Origin of the sequence: Anaerotignum lactatifermentans DSM 14214 (assembly GCF_900142265.1) — a bacterium.
GTDB lineage: Bacteria > Bacillota > Clostridia > Lachnospirales > Anaerotignaceae > Anaerotignum > Anaerotignum lactatifermentans.
On record NZ_FRAH01000008.1, the window covers coordinates 52,347 to 72,100 of the forward strand.

Here is a 19,754-nt window from a genome sequence, read left to right on the forward strand (position 1 = left end):
ATGCAGAAAAACCAGCCACATATACCTTTTCCAATTTTCACCCTTTCGGATGCCTGTCACTCTTACGATGCTGCATAGCTTACACTTACGGATAGCCATAGGCTTGCGGAGGCCCGCTCCATTATTATCCATGCCTCTCTTGCAAGAGGTTTAGGTTTTCAGGCTACGGCTTCACCACGCTCTTGTACCTCGCCCGATTTGCAGATGGGCGACGCACAGTGGAGTATTAGCCCGCGTACTGCCTGCGGCTTGACAGACCGCTCTCGGATTGCTCCTTTCCGGCATTGATTCTGTACGGCAGGGGAATTTCACCCCTGATTTCGAGATTTGAGTTCTCTGTGGTATTGTCTTGATTTACAAGTGCTACCACATGGCGCTGTTCGTCCTTGCTGTCAACAAGGGCTTATGCGCAACGTTTCGCACGGTTTTTATAGTTGTGCGCCTCGTCCACAAAGAGCCGGTCCACGCCGAGCTGTTCAAAAGTTACCACATCATCCTTGCGGCCTTCCGCTTGCAGCTTTTCCAGCCGGGCCTCCAGAGATTTCTTGGTCCGTTCCAACTGCTTGACTGTGAAGCGTTCCCCGCCGCTGGCCTCCACCTCGGAGATACCCTCGGTGATTTCCCATATCTGCTCCCGTAAAAGCCGCTCCTGGCGTTCTTTGCTGATGGGGATTTTCTCAAACTGCGAGTGTCCGATAATGATAGCATCATAGTCGCCGGTAGCGATCCTGGCGCAAAACTTCTTGCGGTTGTGTTTCTCGAAGTCCTTTTTGGTTGTCACCAGGATATTGGCCGAAGGGTACAGCCGCAAAAACTCCGAAGCCCACTGCTCGGTCAGGTGGTTCGGGACCACAAAAAGGGATTTCTGGCATAGCCCCAGGCGCTTGGCCTCCATTGCAGCGGCCACCATCTCAAAGGTCTTGCCAGCGCCCACCTCATGGGCCAGCAATGTATTTCCGCCGTACAGCACATGGGCAATGGCGTTTTTCTGATGCTCCCGCAGGGTGATGGACGGGTTCATGCCGCCAAAGACGATATGGCTGCCGTCATACTCGCGTGGTCTGGTACTGTTCATTTCCTCATTGTACTGGCGCACCAATGCCTGCCGCCGCTCCGGGTCTTTCCAAATCCAGTCCTTAAACGCCTCCCGGATGGCCTGCTGCTTCTGCGCGGCCAGGGTGGTTTCTTTGGCGTTTAACACCCGGCGCTCTTTTCCATCCGCATCCTCCACTGTGTCATAGATACGGACATCCCGCAGGTTCAGGCTGTCCTCCAGGATTTTATAGGCGTTGGCCCGGTTGGTCCCGAAAGTAGTGTAGGCGGCCACATTGTTATAGCCCACAGAGTTTTTCCCCGTCACCTGCCATTCAGCGGTGTAAGGGACATACTTCACCTCGATCACATCCCGCAGATAGGGCGGGGTTTTGAAAGTTTCGTACATAAACTGCTGGATGTATTCCTTGTCAATCCAGGTCGCACCCAGCCGCACCTCAATCTCAGAGGCATCCAGGTCTTTAGGCTGGGCAGCGGTGAGCGCCTCCACATTGACGGTAAACGCCGGATCGCGCTCCGCCGCCCGCTGTGCCTGGCGCAGCTTCTGCCGGACATTGCCGGACAGGTATTCATCGGCGGTCACATAATGGGGCGAGCCGTCCGGTTCCGTAATCCCCGGCACCTGGAAGATCACGCCCCGCAGTTCCTCGGCCAGCTCGTCCCCGGTCCTGCCGGTGAGCGAAGCCATATAGCCCATATCCACACAGGCTTTCTCCGAAATGGAGACTGCCAGGGCTTCGGCGGCGGTGTCCACGGAGGCCACCGCCTCATGGGGCTTAATGGTCCGCTTGGTGAACATATCCGCCTTGCGTTCCAGCCTGCCATCCTCGTCCAGCACTTCCAGCGCACAGAGCAGGTAATAGCTGCTGTCATCGGCAAAGGCCAGCCGGTTCGCCCGGTCATTGATAAGGCCGTACTTGGCAGAAAAGGCATCATAGAGCCGGTTCAGCTCCGCCATCTGTTCCCGGATGGCGGCATCCGGCATGGAGGCGTTCATTTCCAGGTCGATGAGCCGCTGCACACAGTCCCGCAGCTCCACCAGCCCTTTGACGCGGGCCTCGGCGGTAGCGTTTAAGTCCGGGCGCACCATGCGGCTGTTTTCTCGATAGTACACCGCGCCATCGACCACTGTGTAAGAATAGTTTTTCACATCCGGGTCTGCCGGGAGGGAGGTGTCGATGTCCTCGCCTTCGCCCAGCTCCGGCAGCTCGGCCTCGGTATAGCGGCCCTGGATATGCTGCATCGCTTCATGGAGCTGCTGTTCCAGGTCTGCGCCTTCTCTCGGATTGCAGACAAGCTGGGGGCCAAACGGCCCGGTCACAATATCCAGGTCGCCCAGCACCATTTCCGGGTGGGTACGGAAGTAGCGGTTCATGGTCACATGGTCGTGTCGTTCCCGCCCATCTTTATCCGTATAAGTGTTTGTGTGTAACAGGTCTGTCTCCACCCATTCCGGCAGCGGCTCACCCTGCATCCGGGGGACATCCCGCTTTTGCAGGAAAACAATGTCCATCGCTATGTCTGTCCCGGCATTGGCCCGGAAGGTAGTGTTCGGCAGGCGGACCGCGCCCAGCAGGTCGCAGCGCCGGGCCATATACTCTCTGGCGTGCGCGTCCTTTTTGTCCATCGTGCCGCCGCTGATGCCGTTGGAGGTGATGAAAGCGATGATGCCGCCTGCCCGAACCTTGTCGATGGTCTTGGCAAAGAAGTAATCGTGGATCAGCAGATTGTGCCGGTCATAAGGCCGGTCACTCACCCGGTAGTTGCCAAACGGCACATTTCCGATGGCAAGGTCAAAGATGCCATCCGGGTACTGCGTTTTCTCAAAGCCGTTGACCTCGATGCGGGCATTGGGGTAGAGCTGGCGGGCGATGCGCCCGGTGATGCTGTCCAGCTCCACGCCGTACAGCTTGCTTTCGCTCATGCTCTCCGGGAGCATCCCGAAGAAGTTGCCCACGCCGCAGGACGGTTCCAGAATGTTGCCACTGTGAAAGCCCATCTGCTCCACGGCCTCATAAATGGCGCGGATCACCATAGGGCTGGTGTAGTGGGCGTTCAGGGTGGAGGCCCGCGCCGCCTCATATTCCTCCGGGGTCAAAAGCTCCTTCAGCTCGGCATACTCTTTGGCCCAGGCGGTTTTGGACGGGTCGAAAGCCTCCGGCACGCCGCCCCAGCCCACATAGCGGGACAGCACTTCCTGCTGTTCCGGGCTGGCCTGCTGGCCCGCCGCCTCAAGTTCTTTCAACAGCCGGATGGCGGTGATATTGGTCTGGTATTTGAGCCTCGGTCCGCCTTCCCCCAGGTGATCGTCCGTGATGCGGAAGTTCTGCCCGGTTCGGCGGGGCTGGTCCGTGTTTTCCTGATGGTCAGCCTGCTCCGCAGATGGGGCTGGTTCCGGCTCATCCACGCGCAGCCGCTCCACCACCACATCATAGGGAAGTCCATTTTTGTCCCCCGGATAGACCGTTACCGGTTCAGAAGTAATTTCCGGCGCAGGGGTTTCTTTTTCCTCCGGCGTGAACAGTCCGGCGTTTCGCTCATCCTGACGCAGCCAGGTTTCAAACTGCTCCCGGCTGATGACATCATAGCTCCAGGCATAAGGCCCGGTGTAAATGCGGACAGAGTTATCCTCAATGGCATCAATCGTGCCGGTGATGGGGTGGTCGGGAGCGGGGAGCGTCACATGGTCGCCCACCTGATAGAACGGAGTTCCTTCCATGAGAGGGGTGTGCCGGTCTGCAAAGCCTTCCGGGTCCTGAAAGAAGCCGTCCTGCTCCTTTACATACAGCCCCCGCAGAAGCGGTGCAAGTTCCTCCCAGCGGTATGCCAGGGTCGCAAGTTTTCGTTCCTCATGGTCCAGAATTTCCACCTCAACGCTGGTGGTGAAGGTGCGGTAGTCCGCTATATCCCCGGTCACAAGGTCCATCGTCTCCACACGCCCTGAATACAGCTCGGAAAGGCGTTTGGCGATTTTGGTGTTGCCCTCGCCATCCCGCAGCCAGCGGGAAATATACTCCTTGTCCTGCCAGGTAAACAGGCCGGAAGTCAGCACTTCCCGCAGGTCCTGGTCCGCTTTCTCCGGGGCGGCAGAAAGGAATTCAGTAATGGGACCGTTTCTCAGGTCGTTTTTCAGAAGCTGCTCAAACCGCTCCCGGCTCTCGGCCCGGAAGATGGGGTAAGCCATGCCGGAAGGAAGAAGCTGTACCATATCCTCCCGCAGCTCCGTGATCTGGTATTCCTGATTTTCCAGATAGACCGTATCGCCTTCATGGTAGACCGGCGCGGCAGGGTCATAGACCTTTTCCTCCGGGATGGCCTGCTGGATGGCCTCGTATTCCTCATCGGAAACGGTAATGTCGATCTCATGGGTCGGCTCCCCGTTCCCGATGGTAATGGTGTCTCCCTCGCGGGTGACAGGCTGGCCGGATAAGTCCGGCGCAGGCGGCTCCGGCCTTGCCTCGTCCTGTTTCTCGACTGCGATGGCATCCACATCCCGCATCACCTGGCGGATGAAAGGGTCATTGTCCAGCCTTTCCGGGTCTGCCACCTGACCGTCCACAATCCCACGCTCGGCCAGGGCCTCCCGGATGGCGGTAGGGTCGATGTTGTCAAAGCGGTCCTGTTCTTCTTGAGTATAGAAGCGGTCCTCCTTGATGAGCTGGGCGATCCGGCGCTGTACTTTGGGCCACGGCACATCGCCCGCCGCGCCATCCGCTGTGACAGGAAAGGCTGGCAGCGCATCGCCGTATTCCTGCCGCAGCCAGGCAGCGGTGTCCTTTTCACGGGCATGGTCCTTCATGTAGCGGACAACCGCGTGCTTGCTCTCGATATTGCCGTTCCATTCCTGGATGGCGGCATCAATGTCGGCCTGGGTAAGCGCCCGGCGAGGGGCCGCCGGTGCTGGCGGGGTCGGTTCCGGCTCCGGGACAGCAGAAGGGCCAGACGCGAAAACGCCTGGCCCTTCATCAATCCGCCGTATTTGTTCCTGTTCCGAGGGGAACAGGGTTAGCTGTATATAAGTTCCGTCAGAAGGATTTCCTCCGCCTGAGCTTTGCAGTTGTTCATCAGCCCCACCCAGGTCATCGGATCGCGGGCTTTCAGTTCCTCCGTCACGCCCGCTGCCTGCATCAGCTCCGGCATCATCTGCTCCAGACGCCGGTTCATGGTCTGCTCGATCTCGTTCAGGTGCGGGTACAGTTTCCCGCTCACCATCATGGCGTTGAACAGGACTGGCCGATGCTCCTTCAGATAATCCCGGCGCATCCTCCCGTACCGGCCCAGGGGCTTCGTTTCCTCCAGCTTCAGGTCGGGGATCAGATAATCTCCGTTCTTGGTGTAAGTCAGGTTGTTCTCCATGTGTGACGCTCCTTTCTGCGAATTTGGCTCGTTCATAGTTTTGGATGGTAATGCCGATCTGCCGCAGCACCTGCTGGTTGCTCTGGCTGACCGCCGTTCCCAGGGCGGCCACCGCCTCCGGGGTGTTGAAATCGAAGATACTTAAAAAGTCCTCATGGTCGAAGTAGCCTTCCGGCTCCAATCCACACCGGGACAGCAAAGAGTAGGTAATGCTGACCGTTGCGGCATTTCTGAACTGCACTCCGATGTTAAATTCATCATAGCCTTCCAGAAAGCTCCCGTCAACGATGTCGAGGATGTCCCGCTTGTGTTCCACCCAATACTCGCTGACAAGCTGGGCCGCGATGCTTTCAAGCTGTTCCGCCAGGTTGTTTTCCGGCGGCGCGCCAAACCGCTCGGTGAGCGCCTGGACCACCGCAGCTTCATGCTCCGGGCGAAGCTCCCACAGGAAGGGGTGACGGGAATTTTTCCGCAGGCCGGTGTCGGAAATGTCGAACACATACCGAAGCCGGGGCTTTTCGCGGGAATTATCTACCAGAGCGATGCCCTTGGAGCCGCGCCGCACATACCGGCGCATGGTGTCGTTCCAGAGGTCGTATTCCGCACAGGCCGTTGCGTCCGGGCGCTGGGCGAAGATCATAAGCTGCTCGTGGAAGGGGTACTTATACAGCCGGGAGGCGGTGGTGAGAAATGCCGTCCACCTCTGCCAGCTATCCGTCAGGTGGGTGGCGGTGTAGCTGGCCATCGCAGAATAAAATTCCAGGTTACTCATCATAGGCATTGTCCTCGCTGTCAAAATCCGGGTACAGTTCCAGCTCGGCAAATGCTTCATCGGTCATGGCGGACAGCTTTGCAAGGGCAGAGTCGGTAAGCTCCAAAAGCTCCGTTTCATCTGCGCCCAGGTAGCCGCGCATCTCGGTGAGGGCCTCGATCAGCTCCTGGCGGGTCCCGTCCCCGGAATTGTAAATGCACATCAGGTTGATTTCTTCAAAGGTAAAGTTGTTCATATCAAAGCTCCCTTTCCGCGCTCTTTTTGGGCGCTGTCTTTTTCCGCTCCTGTTTCGGACTCTGCCGGAGCTGTTCCATCACAGATTTTTTCTTGTCCCGTTCCTCCCGGTGGACGGCATCTGCCAGGTCCATCAGGGAAATGGGCTGTCCGCTTCTTGCCTGCGCCTCCAGCTCCGCCACCGTTGCTTTGGGGCCGTTGTTGATGATGCCGTCAATCATGCCGTAATCATCCTCCACGGTCATTTCCGCATTTTTCAGCGGATTGGACGGAAGAAAGCCGGGGATTTCCTGAAAGCCAACGCTGTCGCAGTAATGGCAGGATACCACGCCATCCCTTTTTATCGCAACAATGTCGCTGACGCTCATGGATGGGCTGTGGAAGTCTGCCGGGCGGCGAAAATTGAACTGTTCAAACAGCTTATGAAGCCGCCCGTCCATGCTGCCGGTTTCCGGGAGCGGAGCGGTATAGACCAGATCATAGTTGCCCCGCTCCACAGAAAGGTCATGGGCGTTCAGCCAGTCCATATTCATAAAGCGAAGTCTCTGCGGGTCATTCTCGGCCACCTGGTAAATGGCGAAGCAGTCCCCCTCATGGGAAAGAAATGCCCGTTCCCGTTCTTCCTGATGGTTCAGGCGGTCCTGTACCCGCGCATCGAACTCCGGGCTTTCCTCCCATTCCTCGCGGGAAACGGCATACATGGTCCCGGCAGCCTGGGTGTCAAATTCCTCCCGGTCAAACAGCATCTCCGCGCTGCCGCCATCCACCACCGCATACACCGTCAGATCCCGCTCGTAAAGCTCCATTGCCCGCTCTTTAGAGAGGGGGAGCATATCCCCGTCCCGGTAGCCGCACTTTTCCAGGTCGTCCAGTGTGAGCATCGGGTCCGGCATGGGGTACTCATCCAGCGCCTGCTCCGGGGCATCCGGCAGCATGGTACTTTCCGGGGCGGCGGCCTGGGCCGCTGCCTCCTGCATCTGCTGGTAGGCCGCCTCCTGCAAGGTTTCGATCATGGCAAGGGGCGCATACTTGATGGACTGGCCTCCCAGGTCGTGCATCTCGCAGATTTTCAGGGCGGCGGTGGACAGGGGCAGCTCCGGCGCGTCCAACTGGCCGCCATCCATCTGGCGGAGGGTGTCTTTGTCATAGAGGGTGTAGTCATAGCCGCCCTCGGTGGTTTGCAGATGCAGATATACCGCCTCATCCAGAAGCAGCAGTTTTTCCTGCACAGGCGCAAGCTGGTCCAGCCGCTGCATCAGCTCCGCAGCCTTTGCGGTATCTTCCCCAGGCTCGTTTTCATCCAGCACACTTTGGAGCCAGTCCTGAACCCCACGCGCCCCGCCATGCCGGAGAGAAGCCGCCAGGTCTTTCACCTCAGCCTCCCGGTCCTCCACCTGGTCCCGGTATTCATAAGGGTCAAAATCAAAGGCGAACTGGTCGATGTCGGAGGCAAGCTGGTCGATGGGGTCCAGCTCCGGCGCGGCGGGTTCCTCCGCTGACGGTTCTTCCGCAGCCGGGACCGTCTGCTCCGGCTCATTTTTCTGCTCGGACAGGTCAATGCCCTGTTCCTTGCAGACCTCGGCAAAATGCTTTTCGATACCGGCGATCATGCTGCCAGCGGTTTTATTGATGGTATTCAGGCAGGCCCGAAGCTCCGACAGCTCCCGGTCCTTGCAGTAGGAGGCCACATAGCCGAAGCTGTTCTCCCCGGTTTCGATGCCGAAATACTGGCAGACCATGTAGGAAGTGCTTTCCGCCTCGATTTCCTCGATCTGGTGCGGTTTTGGCTTGGGCGGCTCCTTGGACGGGTCCCCGGCAGCGGCCTCCATCCGCTGCTTTTCATAGTTGTGCAGGGTGGCATGGGTCATCTCATGGATGCAGGCGCATACGGTCTGGACCTCGCTCATCCCTTGCCGAATGGCGATGCGCTGGGCGGTAGGGCTGAAAAAGCCGTCCATGTTGTCCTGCATCGGCTCGATGGTCAGGGGAACCGGCGAAGTGCGCCGCAGGGCCTCCATGAAAGCCTCGTAGTGCTGGACATTCCCGAACAGGTCGGCGGCAAGCTGGGGCAGCGGCTTTCCCTCGGTCTGTGCGTAGTCAAACACTTTGATAGGCCGGAAAGTGGGGATTTCAATTTCCTTTTCCTCCATCACCACCTTGCCGTTGGCGTCCAGCATCGGGGCCTTGGTGTCCGGGTCGAGCTTCTGTTCCTCGATTTTTTTCTTGTAGGGTGTGGGGGCGATAATCGTAATGCCATGTTCGCCCCGCTTCACCTGACGCTCAAATTGCTGCCACTTGTTGTAACCGGCCACTTTGGTCGCGTTAGGGCGCTGTAAGCGGATCAGCATCTGGTTATTAACGGAATAGGTGGGAAAGCGGGACATGACTTTCAGATACTCGGCATACTTGCCGCTGTCAAACACTTCCCGGATGCCTGCCTCGATCTTTTCACCCAGTTCTTTCAGGCGTTCCTTGTTGGTGGGCTTATCAGCCATGAGGGTTCAGCTCCTTTCTTGAAAATGGTATGAAAAAAGCAGGAAACCATTTGATTTCCTGCTCGGTGGTGCCGCCGGTAAGCGGCTGGTATTCAGTTTTGAAAATTCGGGCCATGATGACCCGACAACTTATTATTTGTTGAATGAAGTAGTGAGAATTCGATTTTCTGGTGCGTCCATTTCTTGATAACAAAAGAGTTACATCAGAGTTTTTATTAAGCGTATTCCAAATGTTAAATACGGCTCGCCCAAATATTCGTTTTTATCGATCACATAACCATTCTTTTGATAAAATGAGATGGCGGTCGTATTTTCCTGAAATGCCCATATAACAATTTCTTGATAACCTTGTCTTTTAGCTTCTTGTTCAGCAAATAAAATACATTTGCTACCGATATTATGTCCTTGTGCTTCTGGCCTTACATAAATACGCCAAATCTCAAAAGCTCCTTTTTTATCTATATCTGCTGTATCACCTATTGATAATAGAGCTAATATCTGGCCTTGTTCTTCCCAAACATATTCCGACAACCGTTTTGATTGAAAATCATGCCTTAGTTCTTCTGCGCGTTCATTACAGCCAATTTCATTTAGCAAAAGTGGATTTACATAATTTGAATATGTCCTTTTCCAATTCGTATTTACTATATCAATCGCTATATTGTAATCTTTTTCTGACAAAGGACGTATCATAAATTTGTTCCTCCAACTTGACTTCTAATTTATTGCCAGATTGATTATACCTCATTCATCAAGATAAGCATAGCAGAATTTTGTAAATACTTGATGAATAACGACAGGGATTTGCCGAAAGTGTGGCTACACTTCCTATGCTTGCTTATCAGGGCGGAAATGTAACGGTTTCAAACACGGTTTTGAGGGGTTAAGGGGAAAACATACGGCAGCGCACAAACGGGGCCGGAAATGCCTTGAAATACCTGGGCTTTCCGGCCCCGAAAGCGTTACATCTGCCCCCGGTGGCGGCGCACCCGTTCACGGGTTTTCTTCCGCTGTTCAAAAGCGGCGCAGCGGGGACAGTACAAGGCCCGGTTGCTTCTGGCCAGGAAGGGCTTGCCGCAGGATCGGCAGCGTTTCAGCCCATCGGCTCCCTGGCCGATGGACGCGCACAGCTCCGCATCCGCAGGCAGGACCGCCTCCTTAAAATACCGGCAGAGAAGGGAGTAGGAAATGCTCTGCACACAGACGCATCCCTCGCCTTCATCCAGGGCCAGGCAGTTTCCCTCGTCATAGTTGGCGCACAGGCGGCGGATCAGCTTTCGGGCGCGCCGAAGCTGGCCCTCCGTCATGCGGGGCTTATCCATTCCCGAACACCAGCTTGAAGTTGGTCTTTTCGCCGGTGTCCTCCATCACCACCGTTGCGTCATAGGTCTTGCCGGTTTTCTCCGAATAGCAGCCGGTGAGCTTCACCCGGCCATCTTTCAGGAGAGAGGCGGCCACCGACTTGGTGAGGTTCTTTTTCTTGGCGGTGAAAAACTTGCTGTTTTTCCAAAGGACAAACCGGCAGCCAGCGTTTTCGCAGAAAAATCCCTGCTTGCGCTCGGTGACAGCCCCGCCGCAGCGGGGGCATTTGCCCACCGTCTCCCGGTCAGAGGGGAAAAGCACCTGGGAACCGTCAATCACCTTGTAGGTCCCCACCAGGTCCCGGAGCATATTGCAGATACCGTCCATGAAGGCGCTGGGCTTCACTTCACCGCGCTCCACCTCTTTGAGCTGGTGTTCCCATTCCGCAGTCAGAAGCGGCGATTGAAGCTGCTCCGGCAGGACGGTAATCAGGGAAACGCCGATCTGCGTGGGAATAAGGTTGGTGGCCTTTTTCTGCTTCTTGCGTTCCACAAAGCCGGTAGACACCAGCTTTTCTAATATCCCGGCGCGGGTGGCCGGTGTGCCGATGCCCTTGCGCTCCGCATCCTCCGGCATATCCTTTGCGCCAGCCGTTTCCATCGCGGAGAGCAGCGTATCCTCGGTGTAGTGCTTGGGGGCGGTGGTCTTGCCCTCCTTGATGGTGACAGCGGTGACAGGGAGCGTCATTCCTTCTGTCAGTCCGTCCGGTAGGACGCTTTCTTTTGCCGGGTCTGCCTTTTCCCGCTGATAGGCTTTCCAGCCCGGAGCGGTGATGGCCTTTCCTTTGGCAGAAAACTGGTTCCCGCCGCAGTCCAGAGTGACAGCCGTTTCCTGGTAGCGGTAAGGGGAGCCGGTGGCGCAAAGAAGCTCCCGCGCCACCAGACGCAGGATTTCCCGTTCCCCGGCAGGCAGGGCCTCCACATCCGCCCGGCCAGCTCCCTCGGTGGGGACGATGGCATGGTGGTCGGTGACTTTGGCGCTGTTGCATACCTGGGCGGCCAGAACGGTGTCCGGCACAGCCACCCCGCAGATCTTCGCCGCCGCAGCCGCCAGAGCCGGAACCGTCCCTTCCATATCGGCGGTCAGATACCGGCTGTCGGTGCGGGGATAGGTGCAGAGCTTCTTTTCATACAATGCCTGGAGATAGTCCAGGGTCTGCTGGGCTGTGTAGCCAAGCTGCCGGTTGGCGTCCCGCTGGAGGGTTGTCAGGTCGTAGAGGGCAGGCGGCTTTTCCGATTTTTCTTTCTGCTCCACAGTCTGGACCAGGGCGGGCTGGCCTTTGCAGGCATCCGCCACCGCCTGGGCCGCCGCTTTCTCGGCGCATTTCTCACCGGCGGCAGAAAATCCTCCGCAGTCCAGGACCGGCGTATAAAACGGAACCGGCTTGAAGGCGCTGATCTCGGCCTCCCGCTGGACGATCAGGGCCAGCGTTGGGGACATCACCCGCCCGATGTTCAAAGTGCGGTGATACAGCACGCTGAAAAGCCGGGTGGCATTGATACCCACCAGCCAGTCGGCTTTGGACCGGCACAGGGCGGACGCATACAGCCCGTCATAGTCGCCGCCCGGTTTGAGGGACGAAAAGCCCTCCCGGATGGCGGCATCCTCCATGCTGGAAATCCACAGCCGGAGCATGGGCTTCTTGCAGCCGGTCAGGTTGTAGACGGTGCGGAAGATGGACTCTCCCTCACGCCCGGCATCGCAGGCGTTCACCACCTCGGTCACATCGGACCGCTCCATCAGCTTTTTGAGCAGGTCAAACTGCTTTTTCTTGTCGGCGGCCACCGAATACTGCCATTTCTCCGGCAGGATCGGCAGGTCCTCATAGCGCCACTTGGCATAGTCCGGGTTGTAAGCAGAGGCATCCGAAAGCTCCGCCAGGTGGCCGAAACACCAGCTCACCAGATACCCGCCGCCTTCCAGGTAGCCATCCTTTCGGTTCCCCGCCCCCAGCACAGAGGCGATGCTCTGTGCCACGGAGGGCTTCTCTGCGATCACAAGTCGGCTCATGGGTTCACGCTCCTTTCTTTGGGTTTCATCGCCGCCGGTTCCATCACACCCCGGTAACAGGGCAGGATGCAGCCCTCCCCGTAGCGTTTGCAGCCGTGGCAGGGATGGCCTTTGGCCGGGCGGGACAGGTCAGGCCCCCGCTCCTGGCGGGGGACCTGCATCATCATGCGCTCCAGAGGGTTGTCGGTGAAATATCTCATAGCTTCTCATCCTCCGGCTCCGCATCCATAGTAAACTCATCGTCCATTTCTTCCTCTGCGTCCTCGTCCAGATCTTCCTCCCCGGCAGGTTCCTCGTCCTCGCCGTAGTCGTAATCGTCCAGGTCGGTGTCGCCCTTGGTCTTGGGCTTATTCTTGATGAATTTGATGTAGTAGAACGCGCCGCCGCCCACCAGGGCCGCGATCAGCAGGATAATCAGCAGGCCGCCCATGCCGCTGCTTTCTTCCTCCGGCTCTGGCTCGGTTTCCTCGGCGGCAGGCGTTTCTTCCGGCTCCGGCTCTGGTTCCGGGCCAGCGCAGGCGGTCATATCCGAAGCACAGATTTCACAGTTCATGTTGACCGCTCCGGCCTGGCAGCGGGTAGTGCAGGAACAGGTGGCCGGTTCGCCATCATCGGCCAGGGCCATCAGGTCCGCCTCGTCCACCTGGTTCAAGAAGTGGACCGTTTCCTCGCCTTTATCGTCACGGTCAATAATCAGGTAAAAGACATTCCCGGCTTTCGTTTCCAGCGTGATAAACTGCTTGCCGGTGCCGGTTGTGCTGCCGTAATCGTCAATCAGGGTCAGGTTCCCGTCCGGGGTCAGGGCGCTGCCGCCCCCGCCGCCAAGCAGTCCCATCAGGGAAGAAAGTTCATCTTCTCCAAGAGAGAGGGAAAAGCTGCCATCGCCGGTGCTGGCATCGCTGATGGTGAGGTAATCGCCGCATACATAGCCCTCACGCTCCGGCAGGAGGATTTTCACCCAGCCGCCTTCGGTGCCGATCACCTCCACCTCGGTCCCATTGGGGAGCTGGGTGATGGCGGCATTGTCGGTCCCCGCGCCGGTGCGGACATTTAAGCTGCCGCCGTTGGTGGTGACGGTCCCGGTCCTGGTGCTGGCCGCCTCGCCGCTGGAAGTGATCTGAAGGCCGCTGTCCGTGGTGGTGACTTCCACCTGGGAGCCGAACAGGGAGGAAAGCAGCTCTGCCACATCTTCCTCGGTCATGGTTTCGGCTTCTGCCGTATCAGAGGCATTTTCGTCTGCATCCGCAGTATCTTCGATGCCGCCGGTGGTAGGGGCCTCCGTTTCCTCGGCCTGTTCGGTGCTGGCCGTGGTTTCCGGCTTTGCCTCCGGGTCATTCCCATTGGCAAAAGCCACCGTAGAAAAAGCCGTGAAGCAGAGCATCACGGCCACAAAGCTGGCAAGGATACGAGATTTAGTTTTCTTCATCGCCGGTTTCCTCCTTCTCCGTCATGGCAGGGGCCATCTGGCCGTTTTTGGACGCTTCGATCAGGGCCGCCAGTTCCTCCGGCGTCATGCCCATGCTGCGGACCATGCCCACAATGTCCAGGTTTTCCAGCTCGGTGCGCTGTTTGTCCAGTTCCTTCTGCCGGGCCTGAAGCTCCGCGATTTTCGCGGCGTTCTTCTCATACTCGGCATTGATTTTCTTGATTTTGGCGTTCATACAAAAGCTCCTTTCTGTTACGGCAGTCTCGCAAAGGTGTAAAAATGCTGCTGCCAGTAAGAGGTGTTGATATTTGCGTAAGAAATCGGGGACCCGCAGTGGATCATCATTCCGTCACCCACATACAGCCCCACATGGGAGGCCCCGGCGGTGTCATAGGTCCCCTGGAAAAAGATCAGGTCGCCGGGCCGGGCGTTCTCGCGGGAAACAGGGGTGGATATGTTCAAAAGCCCGTTGGCGGTCAGCCGCCCCACATCCCAGCCAGAATGATTGATGACCCATGAAATGAAGCCGGAGCAGTCAAAGCTGGTGCTGGGAGAGCTGCCGCCCCACACATAGGGATAGCCCAGGTACTTTTCCGCCTCGGTAATCATGGCCCGGAAAGTTTCATCCTCCAGGGCCTCCGGGGGAATGTCATAGTCGGTAAATTCCAGGCTGCCGCTGTTGGAGGCGTTGGGATTGCCCTCAAAGAGATCGGGCCGGTTGCCCAGCGTTGCCATATAGACCGCATAGAGGCTCACCTGTTCCTCACCCATGATGTAGACAGGCAGGTGGGACAGGTCAAAGTTTTCCAGAGTCACATAACAGATGTAGTAATCGTAAGGGACCTGCTCGCTGGTGGTTTCGCCGGTTTCCGGGTCCGTTGAGGTTTCGGTGCGGTAGCGTGTCTCCACCACCACTTCCTCGGTGAGAATGTACTGCCGCTCAAAGAGCATGGAGAGGGTTCCTTCCACTTCGGCAAGGGTCCATTCCCCCTGATGGTAGGCGGTGAGGATGGAGATCAGCACATAGGGGTCATGGACAATCTCATCCAAATCAAAGTGATACTCGTCATAGTCATGGGTGGCCTCGTAGTTATCCAGGTAGTCCTGCAACTCTGCCTCCATCTGCGCGTAGGTGGCCTCGGCCCCCAGCATATCCTCATCGCGGGAGGGATAGGTGGAACCGGCAACGCCGGAACCCACGCTTTCAAACATCATGGAACAGGAGGACATGGTATTGAGCAGGAAACAGAGCATCACCACCAGGACGATGCCCACCAGAAAGCCCCGCCGGTGCCGCCAGACGAACTGCGCCGCCTGTTCACTCTTTTTCGCGGCGGTTTTGGCGGTCTTTGCCGTCTGCTCCGCAGCTTTGGCGGTGCTGCCTGCGGTCTGGCCCGCACGCTTGGCAGCGGCATACTGTTTTTTGATGGCGTGCTTTTGCTGCCACCGGGACAGCGGATTGCTGGCAAGCTGGGGATTATCCCGCAGGCTTTTGTGGTAAAGGGCGTTGATGTTGGCCTTTTCCAGCTTTTTTTCGGCTTTGGCGGCCTCCCGGTACGGTTTCAGCTTGTGGGAATGGTAGGCGCTCTCGATCATGCGCCCGCCCGTCTCGGCAGTTTCTTCCATCTTGTGGGCGCTCTCCACGCCCACATTATCTTCCTCGGACTCCCGGATTTCCTTGTGTACTTTGGAGAGAACCGCGTTCCCAGGCGCATCCCGTACTGCATGGGACAGCTTGGAAGGCGGCTTTTTCTTATCCACTTCCTCAAAGCGCAGGCGGGTGACGGTCTTGCCGGTGGTAGGGTCCGTTACCGTTTCCTCGAAGCGGATTTTCTTCTTAGGGATTTTCGCCCGCGCTTTTTCTGCCTTGTCCGCCGCCCGGTCTGCCTTGCGGATGGGCTTTTCCAGTGCCGGGTCAGCCCGTTCCTCTTTGGTAAACTGTAAGCGGGGTTCCTGCCTCATGCCGATACCTCCTGGGGCTTCGTGGTCATAATGCGGTACAGCTCCGTGTCCTTCGGGAACCGATCCAGGAAAGGCAGAATGACATTCCCGTAGAACAGAAGCCCCTCGCCCTCGCCGGAGTGGGTCACATAGGAGAGCTGGTGCGGGCTGATGTTGAGCTGCTTCGCCAATATCTGCCGGTCCCCGGATGCCTGATTGAGCATATAGATGAAGTCGCTGTTCTCAAAGATGTTCTCAATCTCGCGGGAGGCCAGCAGGTCCTTGATATTTTGGGTGATGCCGGTGGGGATGCCGCCCCATTTCCGAAAGCGTTTCCAGATTTCCACGCTCCAGCTTGCAAGCTCCCCCTTCAAAAGCAGGTGGAACTCATCGCAGTAGTAGCGGGTGGTCTTGCCAGCCGCCCGGTTGACGGTGACGCGGTTCCACACCTGGTCCTGGATGACCAGCATACCGAGCTGTTTTAATTGTTTGCCGAGTTCCTTGATATTGAAGCACACCAGCCGGTTTTCCAGCTCCACATTGGTACGGTGGTTGAACACATTGAGGGAGCCGGTCACATACAGCTCCAAGGCCGCCGCCACGCGCTTGGCCTCCGGCTCCGGCTGGCGCAGCAGCTCGTCATAGAGGTCTTGCAGGATAGGCATTTTCTCCGGGTCCGGGTCGGCCAGATAAGGCCGGTACACATTCCGCACTGCGCGGTCAATGACGGTCTTTTCCACCGGCTGCAATCCGTCCTTGCTCCCCACCACAATGTCGCACAGGGAGAGGATGAAGTCGGCTTTCAAAGCCAGCGGGTTATCATCGTCCGAGTAGTTGAGGTTGATGTCCATTGGGTTCACATACTGGTTGCTGGTGGGAGAAATTTTCACCACCTGCCCGCCCAGGCGGATCACCAGCGGGGCATATTCGTCCTCCGGGTCACAGATCAGGACATCATCATTCGTCACCAGGAACACATTGGAAATCTCGCGTTTTGCCGAGAAGGACTTTCCGCTGCCCGGTGTACCGAGTATCAGCCCGTTGGGGTTCTTCAGGAGTTTTCGGTCCACCATGATGAGGTTGTTGGAGAGCGCGTTCAGCCCATAGTACAGGGCCTCCCTGCCATCCTGGAAAAGCTCTTGCGTGGTAAAGGGTACAAAAATAGCGACGCTTGAGGTCGTCAAGCCCCGCTGTATCTCGATCTGGTTATAGCCCAGGGGCAGGCTGCTCATCAGCCCTTCTTCCTGCTGGAAGTCCAGCCGGGTGAGCTGGCAGTTGTGCTTTTGGGCGATGGAACTGGCCTGAAACACATTGTTGGCGAGCTGCCTCTGGCTGTCTGCGGTGTTGAGGACCAGGAAAGTCAAAAGGAACATCCGCTCATTCCGGCTCTGCAAGTCCTGCAAGAGCTTTTTCGCCTCTATCCCGTAGGTAGCAAGGTCCGAGGGAATGATGTCCATGTCATAGCCGCTGCGGACCGCTTTCTTTTGTTCCTCGATTTTTGCCCGGTCCAGGTCGGTAATCTTGCGCTTGATAGTCTTGATGGCGCTCACCTGGTCCACCGACTGGATATGCAGGTTCACAATCAGGCTGCTTTCCATGTCCAGAAAGTCCGCCAGCATCCGGTCATTCAGCTCCGGCGCGAGGATTTGGACGAAAGAGACAGCCCCGAACTTTTTCCCCATGCAGAAGGTCTTGCCATTGGGGAAGGAGAAAGAGCTGGGCGCAATAAAGTCTTTGGTGGAGAGGCCGGAAGGGGCCAGCCAGTCCCAGGAGAATTGAAACGGCTCCTGCCCGTCCATGTGGAAGATCTGATGCAGCACCCGCAGGCGCTCCTTGCCATTTAACGGTTCCACCACCACGCCCAGCCGCTTGAAGTTATTTATCACATCCGTCTCAATGCGTTCCAGACGGGGCTTTGCCGCCTTCAGGCTGGTCGCCTCAATCCCGAAAGTCAGGTACTTGGTCTTGATAAGGCCATTGTTGCCCTTGGCAAGCTGGTTTTGCAGCATTTCCGTGTACTCGGCCCGGATGCTGTCAAATTCATCGCCCTGGGGCGGGATATTGATGCTGTTCGCATAGCTGTCCCGGCTGGCGGTCAGGTTGAGGAAGGAAAGCTGAAAGCGGATGGAGCTGTCGAAGTAGTTGAGGAAGTCGCACCAGCCTTCAAAGATGGCTGTTTTATCCTCGTTCTGCGAAAGCTGGTAGTTAATATCCTGATACTGGATCGTCTTGGTGTAAAAGGTATCAGTGACACGGCAAATGCCGTCCGGGAACATCCGCTGATAAGGGATGCTGTCCTGCGCCGAAAGCTGCTTTTTATCGGTCTGGTTCGCCCTGGCGATGGCGGCCTCGATCAGTTTTCTCTCGGCGCGGGTCAGTTTTCGCTTTTCCGTTGACAATGTGATACACCTCCCTGTCTAACTGGTTCTGCCGCATGACAACGGCGTAAAAGTTCTTGGTTTTATAGGGCCGTTGCCGGGGCCGCAGGAAACATACCCGGATCATGTTGCGGAGTATCTTTTCCAGCGGCTGGCCGTTCTTCTCGTACATCGCCAGCAGGAAAAACGGCAGCATGAGGATGACCATGCACATGGCCGCTGTGCTGGTCCCCACAGGCCCTTTGAGCAGAAAGAAAAGCGGCACGCCGAGAAGCGCCCCGCTCCCGAAGCAGACAAGCTGCCTCTTGGTGAGATTGAACATGACCTTCGTTTTTACTTTGGTCAGGTCTTTTGGTACTGGTACATAAGCCATTTAGAAACCTCCCTCCCGATTTAGTGCGCCGAGAAAATACTCTTGGCGAGGCTTCCAGTTTTGAACAGGGTAAAACACAGCAGCACCGTATAGCCCACACAGCTCCAGATTGCGCCGATGATGTCATCATCCAGGGCGATATTCTCCACCAGGACCGCATAGATGCCCACGCAGACAATAATGAGAAATGCCTGAAAGCCCAGGGCCATCAGGGAGCGCAGGTAGTTCTGGCCCATGCCGCCCCATTCCCGGCCCATCATGGCCGCCATCGGGATGGGAGCCACAGAGGTGACGAGATAGATTTCCACCATCCGGCCATAAATGACGATGAATATGCAGATGGTGAGCGCCCACATGGTAATGCCCACAAACAGGGATTGAAACCACAGGCCGAACAGCGGCCCCAGCTCCATCTCCATCAGGCGGCTCTCCATATCGGTGATAACGGAGCTGATGTCGATGCTGGCATCCGAAATGATAACGCCGGATGCCTGATTGACAACGCCCTGCGCCACATCAAACACACCCATGACGATGTTCCAGGTATTGGTGACAATCAGGATGGCGCAGGCAGTTTTGAAAATCCACTTGAAAAAGACCGCTGTTTCGATCTCGTGGAAGTTATTCTTGTCGGTGATGATCTGGATCAATTCCAGCGTCATAACAAACGCTAAAATCACTCCGGCGATGGGGACAATGACCGTCTCCGAAAGGTTGTGGATCATGTTATAGATGCTGCCATTCCAGCCCTGGGGGGTCATACCCACCTGGCCGGAGATTTCAGCCACCTTCTGGTTGACGGAATCGAACATCCCGGACAGGTTGCTCGTGATACCGCCCACCAGAAGCTCCTTGAGCCATTCGGTTATGGCATCCCACAGAAAATCCATAGGGGTTTACCCTCCTTTCTGCCCCTCCCGCGCAGGACGGGAGGGGCTGGGGTTTTGGGGTGACAGATTAGCCGAAAAGCCCGGTGAGCTGCGGAACAAGCAGCATACCGATCAGGGCAACGCCGCCGCCAGCCATGAGCTGTGTTATCCCCAATTAGTAGGAACTCGTCCATTTTCCCCTGATTTTTCAAGGGGTGCTGTTCCCCCTCAAATCAATGGGTTTATCCCTAATTAGGTGCAACACAGCCATCGGCGGGCGGCGGCGTGTCAAGAAATATCTATGGAATTGTCAGAACCGCCCGGCGGGGGCAGGTCAGGCCGTGACCTGCTCCACCTCCGGGATGGGCTTGAGATTGAAGTGAATTTCGATGGAGATGTGCCTTGTCTTTTCGCTGTCGATGTGTTCATGGACAACGATCTCTTTAATCAGGCGGTTGAGGGTGGCGGCGTCCAGCTCCGTGATG

At 57.1% G+C, this 19,754-nt stretch carries 15 protein-coding genes and 1 pseudogene; all 16 read right to left on the reverse strand.

What is annotated here, in order from left to right; genetic code table 11:
- Window positions 1-424 precede the first annotated feature (424 nt).
- A pseudogene (locus BUB35_RS18815) lies at window positions 425-4,936 on the reverse strand (DEAD/DEAH box helicase family protein); the annotation flags it as partial.
- Between the two features lie 122 nt (window positions 4,937-5,058).
- Window positions 5,059-5,409: a TnpV protein gene (locus BUB35_RS19455; RefSeq protein WP_084730548.1), complete on the reverse strand. Its 351-nt coding sequence runs from the start codon at window positions 5,407-5,409 to the stop codon at window positions 5,059-5,061.
- Window positions 5,410-6,173: 764 nt separating this feature from the next.
- Window positions 6,174-6,416, reverse strand: a complete 243-nt coding sequence (locus tag BUB35_RS03775; RefSeq protein ID WP_072849303.1) for a transposon-transfer assisting family protein — start codon at window positions 6,414-6,416, stop codon at window positions 6,174-6,176.
- A 1-nt stretch (window position 6,417) separates the two neighbouring features.
- A complete protein-coding gene (locus BUB35_RS03780; protein WP_072849305.1) occupies window positions 6,418-8,910 on the reverse strand; it encodes a YodL domain-containing protein in 2,493 nt (830 codons plus the stop codon).
- A gap of 198 nt (window positions 8,911-9,108) precedes the next feature.
- Window positions 9,109-9,603, reverse strand: a complete 495-nt coding sequence (locus tag BUB35_RS03785; protein ID WP_072849309.1) for a GNAT family N-acetyltransferase — start codon at window positions 9,601-9,603, stop codon at window positions 9,109-9,111.
- A 269-nt stretch (window positions 9,604-9,872) separates the two neighbouring features.
- Window positions 9,873-10,232 carry a cysteine-rich VLP domain-containing protein gene (locus BUB35_RS03790; protein WP_072849312.1) on the reverse strand — a complete coding sequence of 120 codons (360 nt, stop codon included), beginning with the start codon at window positions 10,230-10,232 and terminating at the stop codon, window positions 9,873-9,875.
- Window positions 10,225-12,282 carry a type IA DNA topoisomerase gene (locus BUB35_RS03795; RefSeq protein ID WP_072849314.1) on the reverse strand — a complete coding sequence of 686 codons (2,058 nt, stop codon included), beginning with the start codon at window positions 12,280-12,282 and terminating at the stop codon, window positions 10,225-10,227. Before BUB35_RS03795 ends, BUB35_RS03790 begins: the two co-directional genes overlap by 8 nt.
- Complete coding sequence (locus BUB35_RS03800; protein WP_072849316.1) at window positions 12,279-12,482, reverse strand: hypothetical protein; 204 nt, start codon at window positions 12,480-12,482, stop codon at window positions 12,279-12,281. The genes BUB35_RS03795 and BUB35_RS03800 overlap by 4 nt, the downstream gene beginning before the upstream one ends.
- Window positions 12,479-13,297 (reverse strand): CD1107 family mobile element protein, encoded by an 819-nt coding sequence (locus tag BUB35_RS03805; protein ID WP_242949193.1) that lies wholly within the window; start codon window positions 13,295-13,297, stop codon window positions 12,479-12,481. The genes BUB35_RS03800 and BUB35_RS03805 overlap by 4 nt, the downstream gene beginning before the upstream one ends.
- A gap of 397 nt (window positions 13,298-13,694) precedes the next feature.
- On the reverse strand, window positions 13,695-13,943 hold the full coding sequence (locus BUB35_RS03810) for a DUF4315 family protein (protein ID WP_072849320.1): 249 nt from the start codon (window positions 13,941-13,943) through the stop codon (window positions 13,695-13,697).
- Window positions 13,944-13,960: 17 nt separating this feature from the next.
- Window positions 13,961-15,670 (reverse strand): C40 family peptidase, encoded by a 1,710-nt coding sequence (locus BUB35_RS03815; RefSeq protein ID WP_072849322.1) that lies wholly within the window; start codon window positions 15,668-15,670, stop codon window positions 13,961-13,963.
- Window positions 15,667-18,048, reverse strand: coding sequence for a VirB4-like conjugal transfer ATPase, CD1110 family (locus tag BUB35_RS03820; RefSeq protein ID WP_276326379.1), 2,382 nt, complete (start codon window positions 18,046-18,048; stop codon window positions 15,667-15,669). The genes BUB35_RS03815 and BUB35_RS03820 overlap by 4 nt, the downstream gene beginning before the upstream one ends.
- Complete coding sequence (locus BUB35_RS03825) at window positions 17,966-18,400, reverse strand: PrgI family protein (RefSeq protein WP_072849326.1); 435 nt, start codon at window positions 18,398-18,400, stop codon at window positions 17,966-17,968. Before BUB35_RS03825 ends, BUB35_RS03820 begins: the two co-directional genes overlap by 83 nt.
- Window positions 18,401-18,420: 20 nt before the next feature.
- Entirely contained in the window at window positions 18,421-19,290 is an 870-nt protein-coding gene (locus BUB35_RS03830) for a VirB6/TrbL-like conjugal transfer protein, CD1112 family (protein ID WP_072849328.1), read from the reverse strand.
- A 67-nt stretch (window positions 19,291-19,357) separates the two neighbouring features.
- On the reverse strand, window positions 19,358-19,444 hold the full coding sequence (locus BUB35_RS03835) for a Maff2 family mobile element protein (protein ID WP_084730549.1): 87 nt from the start codon (window positions 19,442-19,444) through the stop codon (window positions 19,358-19,360).
- A gap of 159 nt (window positions 19,445-19,603) precedes the next feature.
- On the reverse strand, window positions 19,604-19,754 hold a 151-nt coding region (locus BUB35_RS03840), incomplete at its 5' end, for a DUF4368 domain-containing protein (RefSeq protein WP_143158931.1).

What these genes read in the sequence shown, in the direction of transcription:
- BUB35_RS03815 (WP_072849322.1), bottom strand. Translation starts at nt 15,670, where the DNA reads ATGAGGCAGGAACCCCGCTTACAGTTTACCAAAGAGGAACGGGCTGAC.
- BUB35_RS03775 (WP_072849303.1), bottom strand. Translation starts at nt 6,416, where the DNA reads ATGAACAACTTTACCTTTGAAGAAATCAACCTGATGTGCATTTACAAT.
- BUB35_RS03785 (WP_072849309.1), bottom strand. Translation starts at nt 9,603, where the DNA reads ATGATACGTCCTTTGTCAGAAAAAGATTACAATATAGCGATTGATATA.
- BUB35_RS03795 (WP_072849314.1), bottom strand. Translation starts at nt 12,282, where the DNA reads ATGAGCCGACTTGTGATCGCAGAGAAGCCCTCCGTGGCACAGAGCATC.
- BUB35_RS03800 (WP_072849316.1), bottom strand. Translation starts at nt 12,482, where the DNA reads ATGAGATATTTCACCGACAACCCTCTGGAGCGCATGATGATGCAGGTC.
- BUB35_RS19455 (WP_084730548.1), bottom strand. Translation starts at nt 5,409, where the DNA reads ATGGAGAACAACCTGACTTACACCAAGAACGGAGATTATCTGATCCCC.
- BUB35_RS03825 (WP_072849326.1), bottom strand. Translation starts at nt 18,400, where the DNA reads ATGGCTTATGTACCAGTACCAAAAGACCTGACCAAAGTAAAAACGAAG.
- BUB35_RS03810 (WP_072849320.1), bottom strand. Translation starts at nt 13,943, where the DNA reads ATGAACGCCAAAATCAAGAAAATCAATGCCGAGTATGAGAAGAACGCC.
- BUB35_RS03780 (WP_072849305.1), bottom strand. Translation starts at nt 8,910, where the DNA reads ATGGCTGATAAGCCCACCAACAAGGAACGCCTGAAAGAACTGGGTGAA.
- BUB35_RS03830 (WP_072849328.1), bottom strand. Translation starts at nt 19,290, where the DNA reads ATGGATTTTCTGTGGGATGCCATAACCGAATGGCTCAAGGAGCTTCTG.
- BUB35_RS03790 (WP_072849312.1), bottom strand. Translation starts at nt 10,232, where the DNA reads ATGGATAAGCCCCGCATGACGGAGGGCCAGCTTCGGCGCGCCCGAAAG.